24 protein-coding genes are annotated in these 24919 nt (G+C 71.9%); 6 read left to right on the forward strand and 18 right to left on the reverse strand.

Going from position 1 to position 24919, the window contains the following annotated elements:
* Positions 1–101 precede the first annotated feature (101 nt).
* The 10 genes from J2X26_RS00665 to J2X26_RS00710 form a co-directional block, all read right to left on the reverse strand.
* Entirely contained in the window at positions 102–1277 is a 1176-nt protein-coding gene (locus J2X26_RS00665) for an adenosine deaminase (RefSeq protein ID WP_307488931.1), read from the reverse strand.
* A gap of 37 nt (positions 1278–1314) precedes the next feature.
* Entirely contained in the window at positions 1315–1536 is a 222-nt protein-coding gene (locus J2X26_RS00670) for a hypothetical protein (protein ID WP_307488932.1), read from the reverse strand.
* A 40-nt stretch (positions 1537–1576) separates the two neighbouring features.
* Positions 1577–2872 (reverse strand): thymidine phosphorylase, encoded by a 1296-nt coding sequence (locus tag J2X26_RS00675; RefSeq protein WP_307488934.1) that lies wholly within the window; start codon positions 2870–2872, stop codon positions 1577–1579.
* Positions 2869–3276 (reverse strand): cytidine deaminase, encoded by a 408-nt coding sequence (locus J2X26_RS00680; protein WP_307488936.1) that lies wholly within the window; start codon positions 3274–3276, stop codon positions 2869–2871. The genes J2X26_RS00675 and J2X26_RS00680 overlap by 4 nt, the downstream gene beginning before the upstream one ends.
* On the reverse strand, positions 3273–4574 hold the full coding sequence (locus J2X26_RS00685) for an ABC transporter permease (protein ID WP_307488938.1): 1302 nt from the start codon (positions 4572–4574) through the stop codon (positions 3273–3275). The genes J2X26_RS00680 and J2X26_RS00685 overlap by 4 nt, the downstream gene beginning before the upstream one ends.
* Positions 4571–5860, reverse strand: coding sequence for an ABC transporter permease (locus J2X26_RS00690; RefSeq protein ID WP_439897801.1), 1290 nt, complete (start codon positions 5858–5860; stop codon positions 4571–4573). The genes J2X26_RS00685 and J2X26_RS00690 overlap by 4 nt, the downstream gene beginning before the upstream one ends.
* On the reverse strand, positions 5857–7497 hold the full coding sequence (locus tag J2X26_RS00695) for an ABC transporter ATP-binding protein (RefSeq protein ID WP_307488940.1): 1641 nt from the start codon (positions 7495–7497) through the stop codon (positions 5857–5859). Before J2X26_RS00695 ends, J2X26_RS00690 begins: the two co-directional genes overlap by 4 nt.
* Positions 7498–7621: 124 nt before the next feature.
* Positions 7622–8719, reverse strand: coding sequence for a BMP family lipoprotein (locus J2X26_RS00700; RefSeq protein WP_307488942.1), 1098 nt, complete (start codon positions 8717–8719; stop codon positions 7622–7624).
* Positions 8720–8927: 208 nt separating this feature from the next.
* A complete protein-coding gene (locus tag J2X26_RS00705) occupies positions 8928–10100 on the reverse strand; it encodes an amidohydrolase (protein ID WP_307490677.1) in 1173 nt (390 codons plus the stop codon).
* A gap of 105 nt (positions 10101–10205) precedes the next feature.
* Positions 10206–11315 (reverse strand): mannose-1-phosphate guanylyltransferase, encoded by a 1110-nt coding sequence (locus J2X26_RS00710; protein WP_307488944.1) that lies wholly within the window; start codon positions 11313–11315, stop codon positions 10206–10208.
* A gap of 191 nt (positions 11316–11506) precedes the next feature.
* Here J2X26_RS00710 and sdhC point away from each other — a divergent pair, with 191 nt between their 5' ends.
* From sdhC to J2X26_RS00740, 6 genes are all read left to right on the forward strand, one after another.
* Positions 11507–11878, forward strand: coding sequence for a succinate dehydrogenase, cytochrome b556 subunit (gene sdhC / locus J2X26_RS00715; RefSeq protein WP_439897816.1), 372 nt, complete (start codon positions 11507–11509; stop codon positions 11876–11878).
* Positions 11878–12336, forward strand: coding sequence for a succinate dehydrogenase, hydrophobic membrane anchor protein (gene sdhD / locus J2X26_RS00720; RefSeq protein ID WP_307488948.1), 459 nt, complete (start codon positions 11878–11880; stop codon positions 12334–12336). The genes sdhC and sdhD overlap by 1 nt, the downstream gene beginning before the upstream one ends.
* Before the next feature lie 36 nt (positions 12337–12372).
* Complete coding sequence (gene sdhA, locus J2X26_RS00725; protein WP_307488950.1) at positions 12373–14223, forward strand: succinate dehydrogenase flavoprotein subunit; 1851 nt, start codon at positions 12373–12375, stop codon at positions 14221–14223.
* Positions 14223–14987: a succinate dehydrogenase iron-sulfur subunit gene (locus tag J2X26_RS00730; protein ID WP_307488952.1), complete on the forward strand. Its 765-nt coding sequence runs from the start codon at positions 14223–14225 to the stop codon at positions 14985–14987. Before sdhA ends, J2X26_RS00730 begins: the two co-directional genes overlap by 1 nt.
* A 51-nt stretch (positions 14988–15038) precedes the next feature.
* Entirely contained in the window at positions 15039–15827 is a 789-nt protein-coding gene (locus tag J2X26_RS00735; protein WP_307488954.1) for a phosphotransferase, read from the forward strand.
* Between the two features lie 72 nt (positions 15828–15899).
* Positions 15900–17297: a YncE family protein gene (locus tag J2X26_RS00740; protein WP_307488955.1), complete on the forward strand. Its 1398-nt coding sequence runs from the start codon at positions 15900–15902 to the stop codon at positions 17295–17297.
* A gap of 4 nt (positions 17298–17301) precedes the next feature.
* On the opposite strand, the gene J2X26_RS00745 is transcribed toward J2X26_RS00740, so the two are convergent.
* The 8 genes from J2X26_RS00745 to sigE form a co-directional block, all read right to left on the reverse strand.
* Positions 17302–18291, reverse strand: coding sequence for a YihY/virulence factor BrkB family protein (locus J2X26_RS00745; protein WP_307488956.1), 990 nt, complete (start codon positions 18289–18291; stop codon positions 17302–17304).
* A 176-nt stretch (positions 18292–18467) separates the two neighbouring features.
* Positions 18468–19490 (reverse strand): YihY/virulence factor BrkB family protein, encoded by a 1023-nt coding sequence (locus J2X26_RS00750; protein WP_307488958.1) that lies wholly within the window; start codon positions 19488–19490, stop codon positions 18468–18470.
* 9 nt (positions 19491–19499) lie between these two features.
* The gene (locus J2X26_RS00755; protein ID WP_307488960.1) at positions 19500–20072 is read right to left on the reverse strand and encodes a 2'-5' RNA ligase family protein; all 573 of its coding nucleotides are present in this window, start codon (positions 20070–20072) and stop codon (positions 19500–19502) included.
* Positions 20069–21109 (reverse strand): tryptophan--tRNA ligase, encoded by a 1041-nt coding sequence (gene trpS, locus J2X26_RS00760; protein ID WP_307488962.1) that lies wholly within the window; start codon positions 21107–21109, stop codon positions 20069–20071. Before trpS ends, J2X26_RS00755 begins: the two co-directional genes overlap by 4 nt.
* 74 nt (positions 21110–21183) lie before the next feature.
* Complete coding sequence (locus tag J2X26_RS00765; RefSeq protein ID WP_307488964.1) at positions 21184–21579, reverse strand: twin-arginine translocase TatA/TatE family subunit; 396 nt, start codon at positions 21577–21579, stop codon at positions 21184–21186.
* Between the two features lie 72 nt (positions 21580–21651).
* On the reverse strand, positions 21652–23244 hold the full coding sequence (locus tag J2X26_RS00770; protein ID WP_307488966.1) for a S1C family serine protease: 1593 nt from the start codon (positions 23242–23244) through the stop codon (positions 21652–21654).
* Positions 23241–24236 carry a zf-HC2 domain-containing protein gene (locus J2X26_RS00775; protein WP_307488968.1) on the reverse strand — a complete coding sequence of 332 codons (996 nt, stop codon included), beginning with the start codon at positions 24234–24236 and terminating at the stop codon, positions 23241–23243. The genes J2X26_RS00770 and J2X26_RS00775 overlap by 4 nt, the downstream gene beginning before the upstream one ends.
* Entirely contained in the window at positions 24233–24844 is a 612-nt protein-coding gene (gene sigE, locus J2X26_RS00780) for an RNA polymerase sigma factor SigE (protein ID WP_307488969.1), read from the reverse strand. The genes J2X26_RS00775 and sigE overlap by 4 nt, the downstream gene beginning before the upstream one ends.
* Positions 24845–24919: the final 75 nt, after the last annotated feature.

Consider the following 24919-nt stretch of genomic DNA (forward strand, 5'->3'; position numbering starts at 1 on the left):
CGCGCGAGAACGCCATAGGGCGCGTCATCCGGTGCGGTGGCGCGTCCCATGGCGTTCTCGCCGCGCAACGTCCGCGGTCGCCCGACAGTGGTCGCCTCGGGTCAGGCGCGGTGGCGCCCACCCCGCGCGGACGCGTAGGCCGGGCGGATGACCTGGTCGATCAGGGCGGAGCGCTCGTCGTGGTGCAGGAACGAGTGCGCCGCGGCCGTGACCGCCACGTCGCGCAGGTCGACGAGGTCCCAGCCGGCCTCCTCGACCAGCAGCGTGAGCTCGCGGGTCATGGACGTCCCGGACTGCAGCCGGTTGTCGGTGTTGACCGTGACGGCGAAGCCGAGGTTCCGCAGACGCGTGACGGGGTGGGTGGCCACCGACTCGGCGGCGCCCGTCTGCACGTTGGACGACGGGCACAGCTCGAGCGGGATGCGACGGTCGCGGATCCAGTGCGCGAGCGTGCCCAGCCGGTCGCCGAGCTCGTCGGTGGTGACGTCCTCGATGAGCCGCACGCCGTGCCCGATCCTGCACGCGTGCGCCACGTGCACGGCCTCCGCGATCGACTCGACGCCGGCCGCCTCCCCGGCATGCACGGTGGTGGGGAAGTCGGCCTCCGCGAGCGTGGTGAACGCGGTGGCGTGACGCGACGGCGGGAACCCGTCCTCGGCACCGGCGATGTCGAAGCCGACGACACCGTTGTCCCGGTTCTCCAGGGCGAGCGCGGCGATCTCGTCGGCACGGTCGGCGTGCCGCATCGCGGTGATGAGGGTGCCGATCCGGATCGAGCGTCCTGCGGCGGCGGCCTCGGCGATGCCCTCGGCGAACCCGGCCTGCACAGCGTCGACCACCTGCTGGAGGGTCAGCCCCTTCGCGAGGTGCTGCTCGGGCGCGTACCGCTGCTCGGCGTACACGACGCCGTCGGCGGCCAGGTCGATCGCGGACTCGCGGGCGACCCGGCGCAGGCCGTCCTCGGTCTGCATCACGGCGACCGTGTGGTCGAACGTCTCGAGGTAGCGCTCGAGCGTCCCGGAGCTCGCGGCCTCCACGAACCAGCGGCCCAGCTCGTCGGGGTCCGTCGCGGGCAGCTCGTGATCGATCTCCGCGGCGAGCTCGATGATCGTCGCGGGGCGCAGACCGCCGTCGAGATGGTCGTGCAGGACGACCTTGGGCAGGCTGGGGATGAGGGCGACGAGGGCAGCTGTGGCGTCGGTGGCGCCGGTGGGGTCGGTGGCCTCGGACGGGTCGCTGGGGGCGTCAGCCACCGAGGGCTCGGAGGGGGAGGTCATGGGCTCACCGTACCGGGACGGAACCCCTCGAACGGGATCAGGTGTCAGCATCCTCATCGTCGGCGGGCACCTCGGTGTCCTGCTCGACCACGTCCGCCTCGTCGGCCCGGCCCTCGCGGTCGGCGCGCGCGAACCCCGGCTCGTACTCCTCAGGGTCCTCGGAGCCGTCCACGTCGTCCGTGAGGCTGCGAGGTCCGTCCGGGTCCACCGGCACCAGGCCGGCGTCCTTCCAGGCGTCACTTCCGGGCACGGTGCTCATCTGTCCATCGTGCCCCCGTCCGCGCGACGCCGCGAGGGGATCAGGCGTCGATGCGGTCGATCACGAGGGGCCGCAACGGCACGACGGTGCCCTCGGGGGCCACGACGACCGCGCCGGCGAGGGCGTCGAGCGCCCGCCCGAACCGCTCCGGCGTGTCGGTGTGCAGCGTCATGAGGGGCTGCCCCGCCCGCACGGTGTCCCCGGGCTTGGCGTGCAGTTCGACGCCCGCGCCGGCCTGCACCGGGTCCTCCTTGCGCGCGCGGCCCGCACCGAGCCGCCACGCCGCGATGCCGACGGCGTAGGCGTCCAGCTCGGCGAGCACGCCGTCGGTGTCCGCGAGCAGCTGCGACGTCTCCTTCGCGACCGGCAGCGTCGCGTCCGGGTCGCCACCCTGGGCGGCGATCATCCGCTTCCACGCGTCCATGGCCCGGCCGTCCTGCAGGGCGGCTGCCACGTCGTCGTCGGGCCGGCCCGCGGCAGCGAGCATCTCCCGGGCCAGCGCGACCGTGAGCTCGACGACGTCCGCCGGTCCCCCGCCGGCCAGCACCTCGACCGACTCGCGGACCTCCAGAGCGTTGCCCGCGGTCAGACCGAGCGGCGTCGACATGTCCGTGAGCAGCGCGACGGTCCGCACCCCGGCATCGGTGCCGAGCGCGACCATCGTCCGGGCCAGCTCGCGGGCGCGGTCGACGTCCTTCATGAACGCCCCGGAGCCCACCTTGACGTCGAGGACCAGCGCGCCGGTGCCCTCGGCGATCTTCTTGCTCATGATCGAGCTCGCGATCAGCGGGATGGCCTCGACCGTGCCCGTGACGTCGCGCAGCGCGTAGAGCTTGCGGTCGGCGGGAGCGAGCCCGGAGCCCGCCTGGCAGATGACGGCGCCGACGTCGTCGAGCTGCGCCATCATCTCGTCGTTGCTCAGCGCGGCCCGCCAGCCGGCGATCGACTCGAGCTTGTCCAGCGTGCCGCCGGTGTGGCCGAGGCCGCGACCGGACAGCTGCGGGACGGCGACCCCGAACACCGCCACGAGCGGCGCCAGCGGCAGCGTGATCTTGTCGCCCACCCCGCCGGTCGAGTGCTTGTCCGCCGTCGGACGGGACAGCCCCGAGAAGTCCATCCGCTCGCCGCTCGCGATCATCGCCGCGGTCCAGCGGGCGATCTCGGCGCGGTCCATCCCGTTGAGCAGGATCGCCATGTTGAGCGCCGACATCTGCTCCTCGGCCACGACCCCGCGCGTGTACGCGTCGATGACCCAGTCGATCTGCGCGTCGGACAGGCGGTGCCCGTCGCGCTTGGTGACGATGACGTCGACGGCGTCGAACGACTCGGTGCTCATGCTCGCTCCTCCAGGTCGGCCGGCCCGAAGGCGTCGGGGAGCACCTCGGTCATCGGCTTGATGCCGTGCACGGTCTCCACCAGCAGCCGCGCTCCCCCGTGCTCCCACAGCAGCTGCCGGCACCGGCCGCACGGCATGAGCACGTTGCCGTGCTTGTCCACGCAGGTGAACGCGACCAGCCGCCCGCCGCCGGAGACGTGCAGCCCCGAGACGAGCGAGCACTCGGCGCACAGCGTGACGCCGTACGAGGCGTTCTCCACGTTGCAGCCGACGACCACCCTGCCGTCGTCGACCAACGCGGCGGCGCCCACCGGGAAGTGGGAGTACGGCGCATACGCCTTGTGCATGACCTCGGTGGCTGCGGAACGCAGGGCGTCCCAATCGATGTCCACAGGAACGCTCACTTCGTGTAGGGGATGCCCTCGGCGGCCGGCGGGCGCACCCGTCCGACGAGCCCCGCGACGGCGAAGATCGTCACGATGTAGGGCGTCATCAGCATGATCTGGCTGGGGATCGGCGTCTGGATGATGCTCAGCTGGAGCTGCAGGTTGTTGGCGAACCCGAACAGCAGCGCGGCCGCCAGCGCACCCTTGGGGCTCCAGCGCCCCAGGATCATCGCGGCGAGCGCGATGTAGCCCTTGCCGTTCGTCATCTCCTTGCCGAACGCCAGCCCCGCCGCGACGGTGAAGAACGCACCGCCGAGACCGGCCACCGCGCCGCCCAGCACCGTGGCGCGCAAGCGGGTCCGGTTGACCTTGATGCCGACGGTGTCCGCCGCCTTGGGGTGCTCCCCGACGGACCGCAGCCGCAGGCCCCACCGGGACCGGAAGACCATGATCTGCAGCACGATCACGACGACGTACATGATGTAGACGAGCGCGGTCTGCCGGAACAGCACCGGCCCGATGATCGGGATCTGGGAGAGCACCGGGATGCTGATGACCGGGAGCCCCGGAGGGTTGTTCCAGGTGTCCGGGTTCTCCTTGAGCACCGTCGAGAACAGGTAGCTGGTCACGCCGATGACCAGCACGTTCAGCACGACGCCGACGATGATCTGGTTGACCACGTACTTGATCGAGAACAGCACCAGCAGCAGGCCCACCAGGGCACCCGCGACGGGGGCGGCGATCAGGCCCGCGTACGCGCTGCCCGTCAGGGTGGCGACGACGGCCGCGAGGAACGCGCCGCCCAGCAGCTGGCCCTCGATCGCGATGTTGATGATGCCGGACCGCTCGCAGAGCAGACCGGCCAGGGCGCCGAACACCAGCGGGATCGCGAGGAACAGCGAACCCTGCAGCAGGCCGGTCAGCGGCAGCCCGCTGTCCTTGCCCGCGACGGCCCACACCAGGAACGCGAACACCATGAGGAACCCGTAGGTGATCGGCAGCCAGGCACCGGCCTTCTCCCGGCGGCGCGTCTCGTAGAACGACACCCCGGCGAGCGCGAGCGCCGCGAGGCACAGGATGATCGCGGTCAGCTTCGACGGCACGGAGAACGGCGTGAACTGGATGAAGTCGCGCGGGGTCGAGATGGCGAACGTGCTGTGCTCGCCGGTCGGTGCGAGCAGCCCGAAGACCACGAGACCGAGAGCTGCGACCGTCGCGTAGGCGATCGGCGCGTGCCACTTGATCGGGGGCAGGACCAGCTCGGAGGCAGGACGGGCGGACGCCGACGCCGTCGCATCGATCGTGGGGGCGCTCATGCGCTGACCTCCTTCGCGGTGACGGGCGCGACCGGTTTCGGGGCGCGTGGCGTGTCCGGTGACGGCAGCCGGAACACCGCCCGGACCAGCGGCGGGGCCGCGATGAACAGGACGATGAGGGACTGCACGACGAGCACGATGTCGATGGGCGTCCCGGTGCGGGCCTGCATGACCACGCCGCCGGCGCGCAGGGCGCCGAACAGGATGCCCGCGAAGACCGTGCCCAGCGGCTTGGAGCGACCGAGCAGCGCGACCGTGATGGCGTCGAACCCGTAGCTCGCCGCGACCCCGGCGGTGAGCACCCGTTCCGTGCCGAGCACCTGGGCCGAGCCCGCGAGCCCGGCGAACGCACCGGCCGTGAGCATGACCCACACGTAGGTCGCGTTCACCGAGATGCCCGCGGTGCGCGCCGCGTGCGGGTTGGACCCGACCGCGCGGAACCGGAAGCCGATCGTCGAGCGCTCCATCAGCCACCAGGTGAACACCGCGGCGGCGATGGCGACCAGGAAGCCGGTGTGCAGCCGGTACCCGCTGCCCAGCAGCAGCGGGTAGGCCGCGCTGTCGGGGATGGGTGGGCTGACCGGGTTGTTGCTGCCCGGACGCTGGAACGCGTCGATGCTCAGCAGGTACGCGACCAGGTAGATCGCGATGTTGTTGAGCATGATCGTGACGATGACCTCGTGCGCGCCGGTGCGCGCCTTGAGCACACCGGCGATGCCCGCCCACAGCGCACCACCGAGCGCGGCGCCGATGACGCAGAGCAGCAGGTGCAGCGGGAACGGGAGGTCGAACGTGAACCCGATGAACCCGGCGAAGATGCCACCGAGGATGATCTGGCCCTGGGCACCGATGTTGAACAGCCCGGCCCGGAAGCCGATGCCGAGGCCGAGACCGGCGAGGATCAGGGGCGTCGCGACGGTGAGCGTCTCGGTCAGCGGGCGGATCGCCCGCTGGAACGTCTCGGCCCGGGGATCGTAGATGGCACCTGCGAAGAGCGCTGCGTAGGCCTCGGAGACGGCCGTCCACGCCGCGGAGATGAGGTCCCCGGGACGCGAGAAGAAGTAGCTGGCCGCGGCCTGCACCTCGGCGTCGGCCGCCGCGATGAGCAGGCCTCCGAGGATCAGGGCCAGCACGACCGCGAGCACCGACACGAGCCAGCTGCTCGACAGCATCTCGTGCAGGATGCGGCGACCGCCGTCGGACTCCTCGGCCGGCTCGACGACGCCGGTCTGCCCGGGCGGCGGGACCTGGGCGTCCGGCAGCGGGGCCGGCGTCTGGCTGCTCACAGCTCCTCCTGGGGGAACGCCGTGTCGGCGGTGGTCGTCGTCGTGGGCGGGGGCTCGGCGGCGGTCGGTTCGTCGACCGCCTCGAGGTCGGCCTCACCGAGCGTCGTGTGGTGCTCGGCGGCCTGCCGCACGGCGTCCTCGAGCGGGACGCCGGCCATCATCAGGCCCAGCACGTCGCGGTCGGTCCCGCCCGGCACGTCGCCGACGATCCGTCCGCGGTACATGACGAGGATGCGGTCCGCGAGCGCGAGCACCTCGTCCAGCTCCGTCGACACGATGATCACGGGGGTGCCGTTGTCGCGCTCCTCCACGATCCGGGAGTGCACGAACTCGATCGAGCCGACGTCGAGGCCACGGGTCGGCTGCGACGCGATGAGCAGCCGCAGCGGCCGCGACATCTCGCGCGCCAGCACGACCTTCTGCTGGTTGCCGCCGGACAGGGTGCTCGCGTGCGCGTCGATCGAGCCGGTACGGACGTCGAACTCCGCGATCCGCTTCTCCGCGTTGGCCCGCACGGCGGCGGGCTTGAGCGCGACGCCCCGGGCGAACGGCTCCTGCCGGTGCAGGTCGAGGATGAGGTTCTCCGCGATGGAGAAGTCCGCGATGACGCCGTCGGTCGAGCGGTCCTCCGGGACGAACCCGAGACCGGAGGCGAGCACGTCCTTGACGGACTTGCCCACGAGCTCGATGCCGTCCAGCTTCACCGACCCGGCGACGGGCGCCTGCAGCCCGAGCATCACCTCGGTGAGCTCGGTCTGGCCGTTGCCCTGGACGCCGGCGATCGAGACGATCTCGCCGCGGGCCACGTCGAACGAGATGTCGTCGAGCTGCCGCACGCCGGCCTCGTCGATGACGGTCAGGTGGCGGACCTGGACCGTCGCCTCGCCGGGCACCGCGGTGGTGCGGGCGACCCCCAGGGACACGGACCGGCCGACCATGAGCGAGGCGAGCTCGGTCTCGGTGGACGTCGGCTCGGCGCTGCCGACCACCTTGCCGCGCCGGATGACGGTGATCCGGTCAGCGACGGCACGGACCTCGCGCAGCTTGTGCGTGATGAAGACGATGGACGTCCCGGACTCCTTGAGCTGCCGCATGATCACGATCAGCTCGTCGGTCTCCTGCGGCGTGAGCACGGCCGTGGGCTCGTCGAGGATGAGGACCTTGGCCTGCCGGGACAGGGCCTTGATGATCTCGACGCGCTGCTGGACGCCGACGGGCAGGTCCTCGATGTACGCGTCGGGGTCGACGTGGAAGCCGAACCGGTCGGAGATCTCCTTGACCCGGCGACGCGCCTCGGGAAGGTCGATCAGCCCGCCGCCGCGCACGGGTTCGTGGCCCAGGACCACGTTCTCCGCGACGGTGAACACCGGGACGAGCATGAAGTGCTGGTGGACCATGCCGATGCCGGCGGCCATCGCGTCGCCGGGGCCGGCGAACGTCACAGGCGCGTCGTCGACGAGGATCTGGCCACCGTCGGGGTCGTACAGCCCGTAGAGCACGTTCATCAGCGTGCTCTTGCCGGCACCGTTCTCCCCGAGCAGCGCGTGGATCTCCCCCGGCTCGACGACGAGGTCGATGTGGTCGTTGGCGACCAACGACCCGAAGGTCTTGGTGATGCCCTGCAGCTCCAGCTTCACCGGTCGTCTCCTTCGACGTCACGACTGTCCTCAGACACTATCCATCCCCTCGCGAGGTCGGTGCTGGACAGGCCGACGGCCCGGGCGCTGGGCCCGGGCCGTCGTCCTGCGGTCCTGCGTCAGATCACTTCGGGGACGCGTCGGACTCCACGACGATGTCACCGGAGATGATCGACGCCTTGAGCTCGTCGAGCTTCGTGACGACGTCCGCGGGGACCTTCGACTCGAAGTCGTGGAACGGCGCCAGGCCGAGGCCCTCGTTCTCCAGCGTGCCGACGTACGGGTCGGAGCTGAAGCTGCCGTCCACGGCCTCGCTGATCGTGTCGAAGACGGCCGGGCCGATCTCCTTCATGACCGAGGTGAGGACGATCGGGCCGTACTCGGTGGTCTCGAACCAGTCGGCGTCGACACCGATGATCGAGACGTTGCCGGCCGTCTGCGCGACGGACGCGGTGCCCAGACCGACCGGACCGGCGACGGGCATGATGATGTCCGCGCCCTGGTCGATGAAGGACTGGCCGATGTTCTTGCCGTCGTCCTGGCTGTCGAAGTTGCCGGCGAAGACGCCCTGCTGCGTCGCCTTGTCCCAGCCGAGCAGCTGCACGGAGCCGCCGTTGTCCTCGTTGAACTTGGCGATGCCGTCGGCGAAGCCGTCCATGAAGATCGTGACGGACGGGATCTGGATGCCACCGAAGGTCGCGACCTTGCCGGTGGTGGAGGTCGCCGCGGCGACGTAGCCGGCGAGGTAAGCCGCCTGCGCCGTGTCGAAGAGGATCGGCTTGCCGTTGTCCAGGGTGACGGGCGCGAAGTCGGCGTCGGAGAAGGAGCTGTCGACCAGGGCGAAGTTGACGTCCGGGTTCGCCTCAGCGGCGGTCTGGATCGGGTCCTCGAGGAGGAAGCCGACGCCGATGATCAGGTCGCAGTTCTCGGCGACCAGGCTGTCGATGTTCGGCGTGTAGTCGGTGTCGGCAGCGGACTCGACGCTGGCGATCTCGACACCGAGCTCGTCCTGGGCCTGCGTCAGCCCCTCGAAGCCGGCCTGGTTGAACGACTTGTCGTCGAAACCGCCCGCGTCCGAGACCATGCAGGCCTTGAAGTCGACGGTCGCGGCGGACGTCTCGCCGCCGGCCGACTCGTTCGTCTCCTCGGGTGCACTGCCACACGCCGCAAGCGCAAGGGCGACCGCCCCGCCGAGCGCGGCCACTCGAATGATCTTCTTCACGCGACTCTCCTGAATCTCGTCAGCAGCCGGTCCGGCTGGGCCGACCGTGCGGGTGGCACGACGGTGTGCCACCACAAGGTCTGGGGCTGCCCGGCATTGATTCTCGGACCATAACGATGCCGAGGTGTCGCGCAGGTTACCGACTGGTATCCGCCCAGGTTCCGTTACCGACTTGGTATGTGTTCGCCCAGGTGACGGACTTTCCGTCTCAGCCCGCGAGAACTGCTGTCCGCGCGAGAAGCAGCGCGCCGACCTCGATGGCGCGCTCGTCGACCCGCAGGTCGCCCTGGTGGATGTCGAACGTGTGGCCGCCGGGCGTCCGCGTGCCGAGGCGGGCCATCGCCCCGGGCACCTTGGTCAGGTACCACGCGAAGTCCTCGCCACCCAGCGACTGCTCGGTCAGCAGCACCGACCCGGCACCCAGGACGTCGCGCGCGGCGGCCTCGAGGATCCCCGTCGCGTGCTCGCCGTTCTCGACCGGCGGCACACCGCGATGGTGCCGGACGTCCACCGTCACGTCGAACGGCGCGACGACCTGCTCGACGGCGGCGTGGAACACCTCCGACGCCTTCTCCCACGCCCGCACGTCGAGGCACCGCAGCGTTCCCTTCACGGTGCCCGTCGAGGGGATCGCGTTGTGCGCCGATCCCGCCTTCACGGCGCCCCAGGTCAGGTTGACCCCCGAGCGCGGGTCCAGCCGCCGGCCCAGGATCGCCGGCACCTGCGTGATGACCTGGCCGAGCGCGAAGACCACGTCGCCAGTCAGGTGCGGTCGCGACGTGTGCCCGCCCGGCCCGGAGATGGTCACGGTCACCTCGTCGCTGGCGGACGTGATGGGCCCGATGCGGGTCCCGACCTGTCCGACGTCCACCTTCGGGTCGCAGTGGAACGCGTAGATCTCCGCGACGCCGTCCAGCCCGCCCGCCGCGACCACGTCGAGCGCCCCTCCGGGCTGCACCTCCTCGGCGGGCTGGAACACCAGCCGCACGCCGGTGCGGAGCTCGTCGGCGACCTGCGCGAGCGCCAGCCCGGCGCCGAGGACCGCCGTGGTGTGCACGTCGTGCCCGCAGGCGTGGGTGACCCCGCGCACGGTCGACGCCCACGGCACGCCGCTGGTGTCCTGCACGGGCAGGGCGTCGAGGTCCGCGCGCAGGGCGATCCGCTTGCGCCCGCTCGCGGCCGGCCCGGGACCGATGTCGCAGAGCAGGCCGCTGCCCGGCAGCAGGTGGGGGGTGAGCCCGGCGGCGCGCAGCCGCTCGGCCAGGAGCGCGGTGGTCCGTACCTCGGTGCGGCCCAGCTCGGGGTGCGCGTGGATGTCGCGACGGATGGCGATGAGCTCGTCGCGCAGTCCCGCGAGGATGGCCGCGAGCCGGGCCGACATCGGTTCCGTCGGGTCGGGTCGGAGGCTGGTCAGCGGAGCGACGAGGGCATCAGGCACGGCTTCGACCCTAGCCGCGCCGCTCGGGACAGGTGGAGGGTGTCCGCGTCAGAGCAGGTCCTCGCGCTCGCGCGCCCGCCAGGCGTCCACGGCCCCCTTGACGGACTGCGCGTGCGCCCGCGTGGTCACGAGCAGGGCGTCAGGGGTGTCGACGACCACCGCGTCGGCCAGCCCGACCACGGACACGGTCCGCCCGGTGCCCGGCACGACGAACGCACCGTCGGCGTCGATCCGCAGGACGAGACCCTCGTCGCCGAGGGTGTCGACCGGCAGGAGCTGCGCGAGCGAGTCGAAGTCGCCGATGTCGTCCCACGTGAAGTCGCCCGGCACGACGGCCACGCCGCCGGCGGCGGCCACCGGCTCGGCGATCGCGTGGTCGATCGCGATCTTGGTCAGCCCCGGCCAGACCCGGTCGAGGACCTCCCCGCGGTCCGGCCCGTCCCACGCGGCGGCGATCTCCTGCAGACCCGCCGCGAGGGCCGGCAGCTGGGTGGCCAGGTGGTCCAGGAGCACACGCGCCTTCACGATGAACATGCCGGCGTTCCAGCGGTACTCGCCGGTCGCCAGGTACGCGGTCGCGGTGACGGCGTCGGGCTTCTCCGTGAAGCCCGCAGCACGGGTGACGGTCGGGGCGCCGGCCAGTCCGAGGGGCGCCCCCGAGCGGACGTAGCCGAACGCGGTCGACGGGCCGGTCGCGGCGATGCCGATCGTCACGACGTTCCCGGCCCGGGCCGCCACGACGCCCTCGCGCACCGTCTGCTCGAACGCCTCGGTGCCGTCGATGACGTGGTCGGCGGCGAACGACCCGAGGACCACGTCCTCACCGTGCCGCTCGAGCAGGACCGCCGCGGCCAGGCCGATCGCGGCCATCGAGTCGCGGGGCGACGGCTCCGCGAGCACGTCGTCGGCACCGAGCTCGGGGAGCTGCGCAGCGACCGCGTCGGCGTGCCGGGTGCCCGTCACGACGAGCACGCCCCCGGTGCCCGTGAGCGGCAGCAGCCGGTCGACCGTGGCCTGCAGCAGCGTGCGGCCTGATCCCGTGAGATCGAGCAGGAACTTGGGGTGGCCGGCGCGCGACAGCGGCCACAGGCGGGTTCCCGCACCCCCGGCCGGGACGACGGCGTGGAATCCGGGGACCACTGAGGGCGGAGTCGACATGGGCGCCAGGGTAGCGAGCCCCGAGATGCCGTCCTGCGCTGTGCAATACCTCACAGCGGGCCTCTGCCGACGGGTTGCGTACTGATCGGTTCACTACAGTTGACGAGACAAGGACGCCGTCGTCCGAACCTCTGACTCGCCAGGGAGGCCCCCCAGTGCCTGCAGCGCCCCCAGCGCCGGCTGCCCGGAAGGTGCCGGCCGGAACGCTCTACCGCGGGCGGGAAGGCATGTGGTCGTGGGTCGCCCACCGTGTGACCGGCGTCGCCATCTTCTTCTTCCTGCTCGTGCACGTGCTCGACACGTCGCTCGTGCGCATCTCGCCCGAGGCGTACAACGACGTCATCGCCACGTACAAGAACCCGATCATGGGACTCGGTGAGGCCGGCCTCGTCGCCGCCATCGTGTTCCACGCGTACAACGGGATCCGGATCATCCTCGTGGACTTCTGGGCCAAGGGCCCCAAGTACCAGCGCGTGATGCTCTGGGTCGTGATCGGCCTGTTCGTCGTCACCATGGCCGGCTTCCTGCCCCGGCACCTCATGCACGTGTTCGGAGGCGAGTGATGACCACGATCGCCGACCCGAAGGCGCCGCGCCCTCCCAAGCCCCGCCCCGCACGCCTGACCACGCGCGGGAACACCGAGCTCTACGGCTGGGTGTTCATGCGCGCGTCCGGCGTGATCCTCATCGTGCTGATCTTCGGGCACCTGTTCGTCAACCTGGTCGCCGGTGAGGGCGTCTCCGCGATCGACTTCGGCTTCGTCGCCGGCAAGTGGGCGTCGCCGTTCTGGCAGGTCTGGGACCTGCTGATGCTCTGGCTCGCGATGATCCACGGCACCAACGGCGTGCGGACGATCATCAACGACTACGCCGAGCGCGACGGTGTCCGCCTGGCCCTCAAGGCGTCGCTGTACCTCGCGTTCGTCATCGTCGTCGTGCTCGGCACGCTCGTCATCTTCACGTTCGACCCGTGCCCGTCGGGCGCGCCGGCGGATCTCCTTCCGTCGTTCTGCACGGCCTGACGACCCCCCGCAAGCAACAGGAAGGCATCGACCCCGATGCAGACCCACCAGTACGACGTCGTGATCGTCGGCGCGGGCGGCGCCGGCATGCGCGCGGCCCTGGAGTCCTCGACGCGCGTGCGCACGGCCGTCATCTCCAAGCTCTACCCGACGCGGTCCCACACGGGCGCGGCGCAGGGCGGCATGTGCGCCGCGCTGGCCAACGTCGAGGAGGACAACTGGGAGTGGCACACGTTCGACACCGTCAAGGGCGGTGACTACCTGGTGGACCAGGACGCCGCCGAGGTCATGGCCAAGGAGGCCATCGACGCGGTGCTGGACCTGGAGAAGATGGGCCTGCCGTTCAACCGGACGCCCGAGGGCCGGATCGACCAGCGCCGGTTCGGCGGGCACACCCGCAACCACGGTGAGGCGGCCGTGCGCCGGTCCTGCTATGCCGCGGACCGCACGGGTCACATGATCCTGCAGACGCTCTACCAGCAGTGCGTGAAGAACGACGTCGAGTTCTTCAACGAGTTCTACGTCCTCGACCTGCTGGTCGACCACGACCTCGCGGCCGGCCACGTGCCGGACGGCGAGGAGGTCAACGTCTCGGGCGTCGTCGCCTACGAGCTGGCCACCGGCGAGATCCACGTGTTCCAGGCCAAGTCCGTGGTCCTGGCCACCGGCGGCGCGGGCAAGATCTACAAGACGACGTCCAACGCGCACACCCTCACAGGCGACGGCATGGCGCTGGCGTACCGCCGCGGCATCCCGCTGGAGGACATGGAGTTCTTCCAGTTCCACCCGACCGGTCTGGCGGGCCTCGGCATCCTCCTGTCGGAGGCGGCGCGCGGCGAGGGCGGCATCCTGCGCAACTCCGAGGGCGAGCGCTTCATGGAGCGCTACGCCCCGACCATCAAGGACCTGGCACCGCGTGACATCGTCGCCCGGTCCATGGCCAACGAGGTGCGCGAGGGCCGCGGCGCGGGCCCCAACAAGGACTACGTCCTGCTCGACCTGACGCACCTGGAGCCGGCGCACATCGACGCCAAGCTCCCGGACATCACCGAGTTCGCGCGCACCTACCTCGGCATCGAGCCGTACACCGAGCCGGTTCCCGTGTACCCCACGGCCCACTACGCGATGGGTGGCATCCCCACCAACATCGAGGCCGAGGTCCTGCGGAACTCCACCGACGTCATCCGGGGCCTGTACGCGGCCGGCGAGGTGGCCTGCGTGAGCGTGCACGGCTCCAACCGCCTCGGCACCAACTCGCTGCTCGACATCAACGTGTTCGGCAAGCGCGCCGGCATCTCGGCCGCGAAGTACGCGCTCACCGCACGGTTCGTCGAGCTCCCCGAGAACCCCGCGGCCACCGTCGTCGCCGGTCTCGAGGAGATCCGCACGCGTCCCGACGGCGACCGCGTCGCGGACATCCGCAAGGCGCTGCAGGAGACCATGGACCTGAACGCCCAGGTCTTCCGCACGTCGGAGTCGCTGACCCAGGCGCTCGCCGACATCAAGGCCCTGCACAAGCGCTTCCGCCGGGTGTCGGTGCAGGACAAGAGCAAGATGTTCAACACCGACCTCCTCGAGGCCGTCGAGCTGGGCTTCCTGCTCGACATCGCCGAGACGGTCGTCGTCGGCGCCCTGAACCGCGACGAGTCGCGCGGCGGGCACTTCCGCGAGGACTTCCCGGACCGCGACGACAAGAACTACATGCGCCACACGATGGCCTATCGCCGGCCGCTGCCCGTCAAGGGGCACCGCCTGTGGGGCACCGAGGGCGACGGCGACCACAAGGGCTCCTTCGCGCACACGACGCTGTTCGACGACTACCAGCTCGTGCTGGGCTCCAAGCCCGTCACGATGACCCGCTACCAGCCGATGGAGCGTAAGTACTGATGACCGCGACTCTTGACGCTCCTGTCTCCGAGGTCGGCGCGATCCCGTCGTTCGACGTGACGCTGAAGATCCGGCGCTACCTGCCGGACGACGGCGCCGGCGCCCCCGAGCCGTACTGGGACGAGTTCACGGTCCGCGCGCACGGCACCGACCGCGTCCTCGACGCCCTGCACAAGGTCAAGTGGGAGGAGGACGGCTCGCTGACGTTCCGTCGCTCCTGCGCGCACGGCGTGTGCGGCTCGGACGCGATGCGGATCAACGGTCGCAACCGGCTCGCCTGCAAGACGCTGCTCAAGGACCTCGACCCCAGCAAGCCGATCATCGTCGAGCCCATCAAGGGCCTCCCGGTGATCAAGGACCTGGTCGTCGACATGGAGCCGTTCTTCGCCTCCTACCGCGAGATCATGCCGTTCCTCATCACCACCGGGAACGAGCCGACCAAGGAGCGCCTGCAGAGCGCCGAGCAGCGCGAGCGGTTCGACGACACCACCAAGTGCATCCTCTGCGCCGCGTGCACCTCGTCCTGCCCCGTGTTCTGGACCGACGGGCAGTACTTCGGCCCCGCCGCCATCGTCAACGCGCACCGGTTCATCTTCGACAGCCGCGACGAGGGTGGCGCCCAGCGCCTCGAGATCCTCAACGACAAGGAGGGCGTGTGGCGCTGCCGCACCACCTTCAACTGCACCGAGGCGTGCCCGCGTGGCATCGAGGTGACCAAGGCGATCCAAGAGGTCAAGCGCGCGATGATCACCCGCGCGTTCTGACTCGACCGGAACTCGGTCGCGTGGAACCAGCGAAGCGCGCGATGATCACGCGTGCCTTCTGACTCCATCGTGACGCCCGACGGCCCCGCCGACGAGATCCCGCTGCCCGGCGGAAACGTCGGCGGGGCCGTCCGCGTCGGGGACACCGTCCGCCGCCCGACCGGCCCGTGGACGCCCGCGGTGCACGAGCTGCTCCACTTCCTGGCCGACGCCGGGCTCCCCCGCATCCCGCGCGTGCTGGGCATCGACGCCCGCGACCGCGAGATCCTCACGTTCCTGCCCGGACGGGTGCTCGACATCGGCCGGGAGACGCTCAGCGACGCCCAGGTCCGGTCGGCCATGCACTGGCTGCGCGAGTACCACGCGGTCGTCGCCGGCTTCCCGCGCGAGAGCCGGCGATGGCGGTTCGTGGAGCGTGCGCTGCGGCCCGGCGAGATCGTCTGCCACCACGACAGCGCGATGTACAACATGGCGTTCGACGGCGACGACCTGGCGGGTGTCTTCGACTGGGACGTGGCCGGACCGGGGATCCCGCTGGACGACGTCGCGATCTTCGCGTGGAACACCGCCGTCCTGTTCCCCGACGCGGACCCCGCCGAGGCCGCCCACGTCCTGCGCACGATCGCCGACAGCTACGGCGACCTCGACCCGCACGCGGTGCTCGAGCATGTGGTGGTCCGCATGACCGACGCTGCCGACCGCATCGCGGCGGCGCAGGCGGCCGGGGACCCGGGGATGCTGCGCCTCGGCACGGTCGGTGAGCCGGCGGCCACGCGCGCACGGCTCGCGGTCCTGGGTGCGCGGCTCCCGGAACTGCACGCGGCGCTCGACGCCGGCTGAGCACACCCCGGGTCGTGACCGGCATGTCCGGTTGATAGCGTGCGGTGAGCGTCGCCGATCCCGGAGCAGCCCATGCACTCTCGCCGAGCCGGCAGCGTGGCCGTCACCGCCACGTTGCTCGCCGTCGTCGCGACCCCGTTGGCCGCGACCAGCGCCGGTGCCGCCGCCGACCCACTGATCGACGTCGGCGCGCGCCCGCTCGGCGTCGCGTTCTCCGCGGACGGCAGCCAGGCGTTCGTCGCCAACAATGACGACTCGACGCTCAGCGTCATCGACCCGGCCACCGGGGCGGTCGTCGCGACGATCCCGACGTCGCCTCTCCCGTTCGGTGTCACCACGTCCCCGGGTTCCCCGACCACGGTCTACACGTCGACCACGGGCGACGGCCCGACCATCCCGTCCGTCGACCTCGTCGATCCCGCGTCCGCGACGGTGACGCGTCTGACCGGTCCGCTGGGCAACCCGAGCGGGGTGGCCGCGGATGCGTCGTTCGTCTACGCCACGAACGCGACCGGGCAGTTCACGCGTTGGCCGGCGGCCGGGGGCGCGGCCCAGGGCTGCGAGCTGCAGACGCCGACCCGCGGCGTCGTGCTCGTCGGCACGACCGCCTACGTGACCCAGAACGCGCTGAACTCGGTCGCGGTCGTCGACACGACCACGTTCGCCTGCCCACCCGCCGCCGCAGCGATCCCGGTCGGCGTCGGCCCGTGGGGCATCGCGTACAACCCGGTGCGCGGCGAGATGTACGTCGTGAACGCGACGTCCGCGACGCTGTCGGTGATCTCCACGTCCAGCAACACCGTGATCGAGACGCTCCCCATCGGGCCGGGCGGCCGCACGGCAGCGGTGTCCCCGGACGGCGACCGCGTCTACGTCTCGGAGACGGACGGCCTCCTGCGCGTGCTCAACCGCGCGGACCCGGCCCTCGGCGGCACCGCCGTGGTGGGCACGGGCTCGGAGGGGGTCGCCGCGTCGAGCGACGGCCTGCACGTCTACGTGACGAACGCCGGCGACGGCACCGTCTCGCCCTTCACCGCGCCGAGCGTCACGACCCCGGCCGACGTGTCGGTCGGCCCGGGCGCGGCCGTGACGTTCTCCGTGACCACGCAGGGCGACGTGACCGGGCTGCAGTGGGAGCGGAGCAACGACGGCGGGACGACGTGGTCCCCGATCCCGGACGCCACGGAACCCACGTACTCGTTCACGTCGACCCTGGCCGACAACGGTGCTCGCTTCCGCGTCCTCGCGTCGAGCATCGTGTTCCCGGGGACCCAGTCGGAGTCGGCGACGCTCACGGTCACCGCGCCGCCGCCGCCGAGCCCGTCACCCACGCCCGCCCCGACGACAGGCCCGATCCTGGCGGTCACCGGGTCGTCGTCCTCCGGAGGGCTCGCCGCGCTGGCGGCCGCGTTGATCCTGGCCGGTGGCGCAGGAGTCGCGGTGGCCGGACGACGTCGCCAGGCAGGCTGACCGCTCACACCGCCTGAGGCTCGCCCGAGGGCTCGACGTACGGCGGGTCGGCGGTCCATGCCGCCGCGAGCAGGACGATCCGTGCGATCAGGTTGACCCACACCAGCAGCGTGACGAGCACGGCGACGGAGGTGAACAGCGGGTTCTTGCTCACGCTCCCCGCGACGACGGTCGTGCCGAGCAGCCGCACGACCGCGAGGCCCGACGCCGCGATCACGGCTCCCCCGATCAGGTCCCGCCGCGGCGGGTGCTCGTCGGCCAGCACCTTGACCACCAGCAGGAAGATCGCGGCGTCGACCACGAAGGCCACGAGGATGCCGAGCGCCCGCAGCACGACCGTCGTCAGACCGTCCAGCCCCAGGGTGTCGAGGAGCCACGACGCCACCGTGCCGACGCCCGTGGTCAGGACGGCCGAGAGCAGCACCGCGAACACCAGCCCGACGAACCCGCCGAGGTCGCGCGCCTTGCCGAGCATCGGGTTGCCGCCGAGCTCGGCCGCGAACATCGCACGCACCGCCCTGCGCAGGGCGGTCATGGCGGCGATCGCGCTCAGCAGCAGCACCACGACGGCGACGATGCCGGCGATCGTCAGGCTGCTGGACAGCTCGAGCGACTCCGGGTCGAGCGCGCCCTCGCCGTCCCCGGTGTCCAGGAGGTGGGGATACGTCGTGTCGACCGCCACCATGACCCGCTCGCGCAGCTCCTCGTTGTCGCCCAGGATCGCGATGAACGTCGTGTAGCTGATGGTCAGCGCGGCGAAGACCGAGAACAGCGCCGCGTAGGCGATCCCGCCCGAGAGGACTCCCCCGCTGCGGGCGCGGAACCGCGCGCTCGCCCGGCCCGGTCGGGTGTGCTTCCACCACAGGAACAGGGCCTTGCCCCGGGCGACCAGGGACGGCCTGTCCGCGGACCCTGCGTGCGACGCCGGGACCGCGTCGGCGCGCACCTGCGCCGTCCCGGCCGCAGCTGCGGGACCTGTCTGATCGGCTGACATGCGCTGACCCTAGGGCGGCCCGCACCCCCGGTACAGGCGCCACCAGGGACGCGCCGTCCGCAGGATCGCGCGCTCTGACGACCGAACCTGCGGACGTTGCGGGCCCAGGGCGCGGACGTCCGCACGATCGAGCGTCCTGGCGGCCGAAGGTGCGGACGTTCGCGGTGCCCGGCGGGTCAGGTGGCGGGTTCCTCCGTGGCCGGCTCGACGAACGGCGGGTTCGCCGTCCACGCCGCCGCGAGCAGGACGATGCGCGCGATGAGGTTGACCCAGACCAGCAGGGTGACGATCACGGCGACCGACGTGAACAGCGGGTTCTTGCTGACGCTGCCGGCCACCACCTCCGTGCCGAGGATGCGGACGACCCCGATGCCGACACCTGCGATGACCGCCCCCCAGCGCAGGTCCCGCCACGGCGCGTGCTCGCCGGCCAGCACGGTCACGACGAGCAGGAAGATCCCCGCGTCGACGACGAACGCGACGAGGATGCCGACCACCCGCAGGACGACCGTGGTCGAGCCGCCCCAGCCGAGCGCGTCGAGGATCCACGACGCCGCGCTGGCGACACCGGTGGTGAGCAGCGCGGAGAGCAGCACCGCGAACGCCATGCCGGCGAACCCGCCCAGCTCCCGGGCCTTGCCGAGCACCGCGTTCCCCCCGGCTCCCGCTCCGGTCTCCGGGGCGAACATCGCCCGGACCGCGAGCCGCAGGGCCGCCATGGCAGCGATCGCGCTCAGCAGGAGCACGACGACGGCGATGATCCCGGTCATCGTGAGGCTGCCGCTGAGCACCAGCGAGTCGGGATCGATCATCCCGGTGCTGCCCTCGCCGGTGTCGATGAGCCCGGGCAGCGACTCGTCGAGCGCGTCCAGCACCTGCTGGCGCAGCTCGTCGTTGCTGCCCAGGACGGCCATGAAGATCGTGTAGCCGATGGTCAGCGCGGCGAACACGGAGAACAGCGCCGCGTAGGCGATGCCACCGGTGAGCACCCCGCCGCCGCGGGCACCGAACCGTGCGTTGGCCCGCGCGGGACGGGTGTGCTGCCACCAGGCGAACAGCGCCTTCGCCCGGCCGACGAGCGACCCGCGGGGTGCCGGCTCCGCCGGGTCCGGGGCCGTCGCGACGGCTCGCGCGTGCGCTGCTCCCGCTCCGGCGGCAGGCCCTGTCGCGTCCTTCTCGGAGGTGCGGTCGGCCGTCATTCCCCGACCCTAGGTCGAGGTGCCGACCCCGGCATCTGCGGGCGGTCCGGTCAGGCTGAAGTCCCGCGCGGGCCGCCAGACACCGTCGTCACCGTGCGCGTAGCTGTGGAAGCTGTCGACGACGAACGAGGCGTCGAAGTCGGCCAGACCGGCGAACGCTGCGTCGAGCTGGTCGTCGGGCACCTCGTGCGCGACCGTGACGTGCGGGTGGTACCGGAACCGGAGCTCCTGGCTGAGCACGCCCGACCGGACGCTGCCCTCCAGGCCCTCGCAGCCGGCCACACCCTCGACCACCTGGACGAACACCACGGGCGAGACGGGCCGGAACGTGGCCGTCCCGCGCAACGTCACGACGAAGGGGGCGTGCTGCTCCGCGACCGCCGCCAGGTGCTCGTCCACCGGGAGGATCTCGTCGTGCTCGATGACGGTCGGGCCGAGCAGGGTGATGTGCGGCGGGATGAACTCCGCCCACGGGTCCCCGAACCGGGCCCGCGCGGCCTGCAGCACCATGCCGTACGGCTCCGGCACGGTGATGGCCACACCGATCCGGACCTGGTTGCCGGATCGTTCCGGCAGCCTCACGCGCCGACCCGGGCGCGCGACCGACGCGGCAGCAGACCGCTGCGGTCGTAGAGGCGCTCGAGCGTGCCGCGGGCCAGCTCCTGCGCCCGGTCCGCACCGTCGGACAGGACCTCGTCGAGGGACGCGGGATCGGAGAGGTACCCGTGCACGCGGGCCTGGAACGGCGTGAGGAAGTCGACGACGACGTTCGCCAGGTCGACCTTCAGGTCGCCGTAGCCCTTGCCCGCGTAGTCGGCCTCCAGCGCGGGGATGTCCCGGCCGGTCAGCGCCGAGTAGATGGTCAGCAGGTTGGAGACGCCGGGCTTGCCCTCGGGGTCGAACCGGATCTCGCGCTCCGCGTCCGTCACGGCCGACCGGATGCGCTTGGCGACGACCTTCGGGTCGTCCAGCAGCTCGATCAGGCCGTTGGGGCTCTCGGCCGACTTGCTCATCTTGGCCGTCGGGTCCTGCAGGTCGTAGATCTTGGCGGTCGCCTTGACGATGTGCGGCTCGGGCACGACGACGGTGTCCGGACCGAACCGCGAGTTCAGCCGCTGGGCGAGGTCCCGGGTCAGCTCCAGGTGCTGGCGCTGGTCCTCCCCCACGGGCACGAGCGTCGTGTCGTACAGCAGGATGTCCGCCGCCATCAGCACCGGGTAGGTGAACAGCCCGACGGTCGTGCCCTCGGTCCCGTGCTTGCCGGACTTGTCCTTGAACTGCGTCATCCGGTTGGCCTCGCCGAACCCGGTGTGGCACGAGAGCAACCAGGAGAGCTCGGCGTGCTCGGGCACCTGCGACTGCACGAACAGGATCGAGCGGTCCGGGTCGACGCCGGCCGCCAGGTACTGGGCCGCCGTGCGACGGGTGCGGTCGCGCAGCACGGACGGGTCCGGGCTCACCGTCAGCGCGTGCAGGTCGACGACGCAGTAGATGGCGTCGTGCTCCTCCTGGAGCGCGACCCACTGGGTCAGGGCACCCAGGTAGTTGCCGAGCTGGAGGGAGTCGGACGTGGGCTGCATCCCCGAGAAGATGCGCGACTGGTGCGGCGCCAAGACCATCGGACCATTCTGTCAGGGCGGGAGGACCGGCGGGCCGGTGCTCCCGAGGAGGGAGGGGGACGGGGCAGGTCCGGTCAGGTCGCCTCGTCGTCGTAGGGGGTCGGGGCGGGCGTGCCGGCGGCTGCTGCGGCGGCGGCACCCCCGGTGGCTGCGCGGGCGGCGGCAGCGCCGGTGCGCGGCCGCGTGGCGGGCGTGCTCACCGGTCGCGGCGGGTCGTCGTCCTCCAGCAGCGCGTCCCGCACGATCCGTCGGGGGTCGTACTTGCGGGGGTCGAGCGCGGCCCAGTCGACGTCGCCGACCTCCTCGCCCAGCTCCTCGTCGACGCGCGCCTTGGCGTCCTTGATGAACCGGCGTCCGCGGCGCACCCACTGACCGAGCTGCTCGGCGTAGCCGGGGAGCCGCTCGGGGCCGATGACCAGCGCGGCGACGACGAGCAGCACCAGCAGCTCACCGCCGTTGATCCCGAACACCGGGTCAGAGTACCCCCCGACACTGAGCCTCGCGGGCGCCGCTGTGGACGACGGGCGGGTGGCCCGACGACGTCAGTCCGTCGGCGACTCGTCGAGCTTCACGCGCACGTCGCGCTCGCTGGAGCCGCTGCGCACGTGCAGCACGATGGTGTCCCCCGGGGTCCGCGCGCGGATCGCGACGATCAGCTCGTCGGGGTCCGTCACCGGCCGTCCGTCGATGGCCAGGATGACGTCACCCGGGTGGATCCCGGCACGCTCGGCCGGTCCGTCGGCCGTGACGGGCTGCCGTCCGTCCTGCACGTCCGTCGAGACCTGCACGCCCTCACCGGTGTACCGCTGGTCCAGCAGCACGCCGATGATCGGGTACGTCGCGCTGCCGGTCTCGATGAGCTGGCCCGCCGTGCGGCGCACCTGGTTCGAGGGGATGGCGAACCCCAGGCCGATGCTCCCCCCGACCGTCGACAACGAGCCCGGCGGCTGCGCGATCGCCGAGTTGATACCGATGACCTCACCGGCCCCGTTGACCAGCGGGCCGCCGGAGTTGCCGGGGTTGATCGCGGCGTCCGTCTGGATCGCGTTGATGAAGGCCTGATCGTCCGAGTCGGTGGCCTCGCCCGCGGACACGGGCCGGTTGAGGGCGCTGACGATGCCCGTCGTGACCGTCCCGGCCAGGCCGAGCGGCGCGCCGACGGCCACCACGGGGTCGCCGACGACGACCGCGTCGGAGTCGCCGAGCAGGAGCGGTGTCAGGCCCTCGACGTCGACCTTGAGCACGGCGAGGTCGTAGTCGGCCGTCCGCCCGACGATCGTCGCGTCCTGCTCGCTGCCGTCGACGAAGGTCACCGTGATCGTCGTGGTCGCCGATCCGTCAGCCTGCGCGATCACGTGGTTGTTGGTGACGAGGTACCCGTCACCGCGCAGCACGAAGCCCGACCCGGTCGCGCTGCCGTCGGGGCCGTCGACCTGGATCGACACCACGCTCGGCAGCACCCCGGCCGCGATGCCCGCCACCGAGTCCGGCGCCCGGTCCACGGTGCTGGCACCGGCGGGAGCGACGGGCAGGCCGGCGTCCGCGAGACGGTCGTCCTCGGTGAGCCGGGACCCCACGACGCCGCCCACGGCACCCGCGGCCAGCGCGATGATCACGAGCGGGACCACCCAGGCAGCCGAGAGAGTGCGTCGTCGCTTGCGGTGCAGGACGACCGTGTGCGGCACGCCCGAGGGACCGGTCGGCGGCACGGGGTCGACGCCGGCCGTCGTGCCGGTCGTCGTGTACGGGACACCGGCCCACGGCGCCGGGACCGGCTGCTGGACGGCCGGTCCGTACGGGTTCGCGGGCACGGACGGCGACGGTTGGGCGAACGTCGGCACGGAGCCGTGCGGCACCGACCAGTGGGTCCCGGGCGGGTGCGGCGCGGGCGGCTGCGGCGCGACGGGAGCGGTCTCGGCGACGGGCGCCGACGGCGGCGCGACGGCCTCGTCGACCGGGGGCGCGTCGAGCGACGGCGCCTCAGGCGCGGACGGGGTGGGCTCTGGTGCGGGCGTCGGCGGCGTGGGGGGCAGCTCGCGGCGACCGGACGGCGACGCGAACGGGCTGGTAGGAGCCCGGTCGGGGCCCTCGCCGCCAGGCACAGCGACGGGCTGCGCGTCGTCGGGGATCGTCATGGCCGTTCGAGCGCTCCTGTCACGGTGTCCCAGCCGCGCGTGATCCGCGCGGGTACGCCGTCGTCGAAGGCGCCGCCAGGAAAGGCTCCCACAAGTGTCTCGGCCGAGCCGGACGACTGCGAGCCGACCACCTGGACGACCGTGCCGTCGGCCTGCCACACGACGTGCCACGGTTCGTACGAGAGCACGTACACCTGCCGCCCGCCGACCGTGCTGGTGGGGGCGGCGGCGAGCGCGCTCGTCTCGAGCCGCCCCTGCTGCTCCGTGACGACCAGCGACGTCCCGTCCGCGCCGGTCACGTCGACCTCGAGCACCCGGGAGTCGTCGCCGGACCAGCGCACCGCGGTCACGGTCCAGCCGGCGGGGAGCTCGGCCGGGAACGTCCAGGCGTGCGAGCGCAGCCACGCCACGGTCTGGTGGGAGGCGTCCGCCGACCCGTCGTCGCCGGGCCAGGGGCTGCTGTCGACCAGCCGGTCGGCGGCGGGGTCCGCGGTCGTCGCCTGTCCGAGCAGCCCGAGGTCCACGCCGGGGTGCACGGTGGGCACCACGTCGGGCCGCTCGCCCAGCACGAACAGCATCGCCGCCACCGCACCGAGACCCGCCATCGAGCCGGCGGCGATCCGGACGGACGAACGCCGGTGGCCGACGTCCCCGCGCAGCGAACCGTTCCCGCGCCAGCCGCGCGAGCCCAGGCCACCGCTGGCCACGCCGTACGAGGCCAGCTCGTCGCGGGACTGCCGGGCCGGGGGCGCGAAGGGGTCGCCGCCGAACGAGTCCGGAGTGCTCCCCGCGAGCGACAGCAGCCGCGCGGTCAGGTCAGGGTTCGGCGTGACCTCGTCGGCGGAGGCCAGCGCACGGCGGGCGGCGCGGGACGCGGCCAGCTCGGCCGAGCACTCGGGGCAGACCGCGACGTGCGCGAGGGCCTTCTCGGTGTCCGCCACCGAGAGCTGCCCGTCGACCAGCGCGCTGATCCGCGACCCGAGGTGGCTCATCCGAGGACCGTCAGCGGAGAGACGTCGGAGTCGGAGGCCGCCGTCGGCGCACGGTGCTCGAGCGACACGCGCAGCCGCGCGCGGGCGCGGTGGATGCGGGACCGGACGGTGCCCAGCTTGATGCCGAGCGTCACCGCGATCTCCTCGTAGGACAGGCCCTCGATGTCGCACAGCACGACGGCCGCGCGGTACTCCGGGGGCAGCTGGTCGAGCGCGCGCTGGATGTCGAGGTCCAGGTTGCCGTGCTCGAAGGCACGCTCCGGTGCACCCAGCTGGTCACCGGACGCATAGCGCTCGGCGTCCTCCCCCATGGCGTCCATGCGGATGCGCTGACGCCGGCGGGCCTGGTCCAGGAACAGGTTGGTGGTGATGCGGTGAAGCCAGCCCTCGAACGTGCCGGGCGTGTAGGAGTGCAGCGAGCGGAACACGCGGACGAACGTCTCCTGCGTGAGGTCCTCGGCGTCGTGCTTGTTCCCCGTGAGGCGGTAGGCCAGCCGGTACACCCGCGCGGAGTGGTCGCGGACGATCTCTTCCCACGACGGAGCCTGCCAGGCGGCGGGCTGGGTGGGCTGGCTGGCCACAGGGCTGGTCTCCTCGGTGCGTGACATCGTGCCCCAGTGTCCCAGGTCGACCTGTGAGCCTCGAACGCTAGGAACGCCTGCAGCGGGCGAGAAGTTCCGCCT

It is taken from the genome of Cellulomonas humilata, assembly GCF_030814415.1.
GTDB classification, from domain to species: Bacteria; Actinomycetota; Actinomycetes; order Actinomycetales; family Cellulomonadaceae; genus Cellulomonas; species Cellulomonas humilata_A.

What these genes read in the sequence shown, in the direction of transcription:
- J2X26_RS00665 (WP_307488931.1), bottom strand. Translation starts at nt 1,277, where the DNA reads ATGACCTCCCCCTCCGAGCCCTCGGTGGCTGACGCCCCCAGCGACCCG.
- J2X26_RS00670 (WP_307488932.1), bottom strand. Translation starts at nt 1,536, where the DNA reads ATGAGCACCGTGCCCGGAAGTGACGCCTGGAAGGACGCCGGCCTGGTG.
- J2X26_RS00675 (WP_307488934.1), bottom strand. Translation starts at nt 2,872, where the DNA reads ATGAGCACCGAGTCGTTCGACGCCGTCGACGTCATCGTCACCAAGCGC.
- J2X26_RS00685 (WP_307488938.1), bottom strand. Translation starts at nt 4,574, where the DNA reads ATGAGCGCCCCCACGATCGATGCGACGGCGTCGGCGTCCGCCCGTCCT.
- J2X26_RS00705 (WP_307490677.1), bottom strand. Translation starts at nt 10,100, where the DNA reads ATGTCGGCCCGGCTCGCGGCCATCCTCGCGGGACTGCGCGACGAGCTC.
- J2X26_RS00710 (WP_307488944.1), bottom strand. Translation starts at nt 11,315, where the DNA reads ATGTCGACTCCGCCCTCAGTGGTCCCCGGATTCCACGCCGTCGTCCCG.
- sdhD (WP_307488948.1), top strand. Translation starts at nt 11,878, where the DNA reads ATGACCACGATCGCCGACCCGAAGGCGCCGCGCCCTCCCAAGCCCCGC.
- sdhA (WP_307488950.1), top strand. Translation starts at nt 12,373, where the DNA reads ATGCAGACCCACCAGTACGACGTCGTGATCGTCGGCGCGGGCGGCGCC.
- J2X26_RS00730 (WP_307488952.1), top strand. Translation starts at nt 14,223, where the DNA reads ATGACCGCGACTCTTGACGCTCCTGTCTCCGAGGTCGGCGCGATCCCG.
- J2X26_RS00740 (WP_307488955.1), top strand. Translation starts at nt 15,900, where the DNA reads ATGCACTCTCGCCGAGCCGGCAGCGTGGCCGTCACCGCCACGTTGCTC.
- J2X26_RS00745 (WP_307488956.1), bottom strand. Translation starts at nt 18,291, where the DNA reads ATGTCAGCCGATCAGACAGGTCCCGCAGCTGCGGCCGGGACGGCGCAG.
- J2X26_RS00750 (WP_307488958.1), bottom strand. Translation starts at nt 19,490, where the DNA reads ATGACGGCCGACCGCACCTCCGAGAAGGACGCGACAGGGCCTGCCGCC.
- trpS (WP_307488962.1), bottom strand. Translation starts at nt 21,109, where the DNA reads ATGGTCTTGGCGCCGCACCAGTCGCGCATCTTCTCGGGGATGCAGCCC.
- J2X26_RS00770 (WP_307488966.1), bottom strand. Translation starts at nt 23,244, where the DNA reads ATGACGATCCCCGACGACGCGCAGCCCGTCGCTGTGCCTGGCGGCGAG.
- J2X26_RS00775 (WP_307488968.1), bottom strand. Translation starts at nt 24,236, where the DNA reads ATGAGCCACCTCGGGTCGCGGATCAGCGCGCTGGTCGACGGGCAGCTC.
- sigE (WP_307488969.1), bottom strand. Translation starts at nt 24,844, where the DNA reads ATGTCACGCACCGAGGAGACCAGCCCTGTGGCCAGCCAGCCCACCCAG.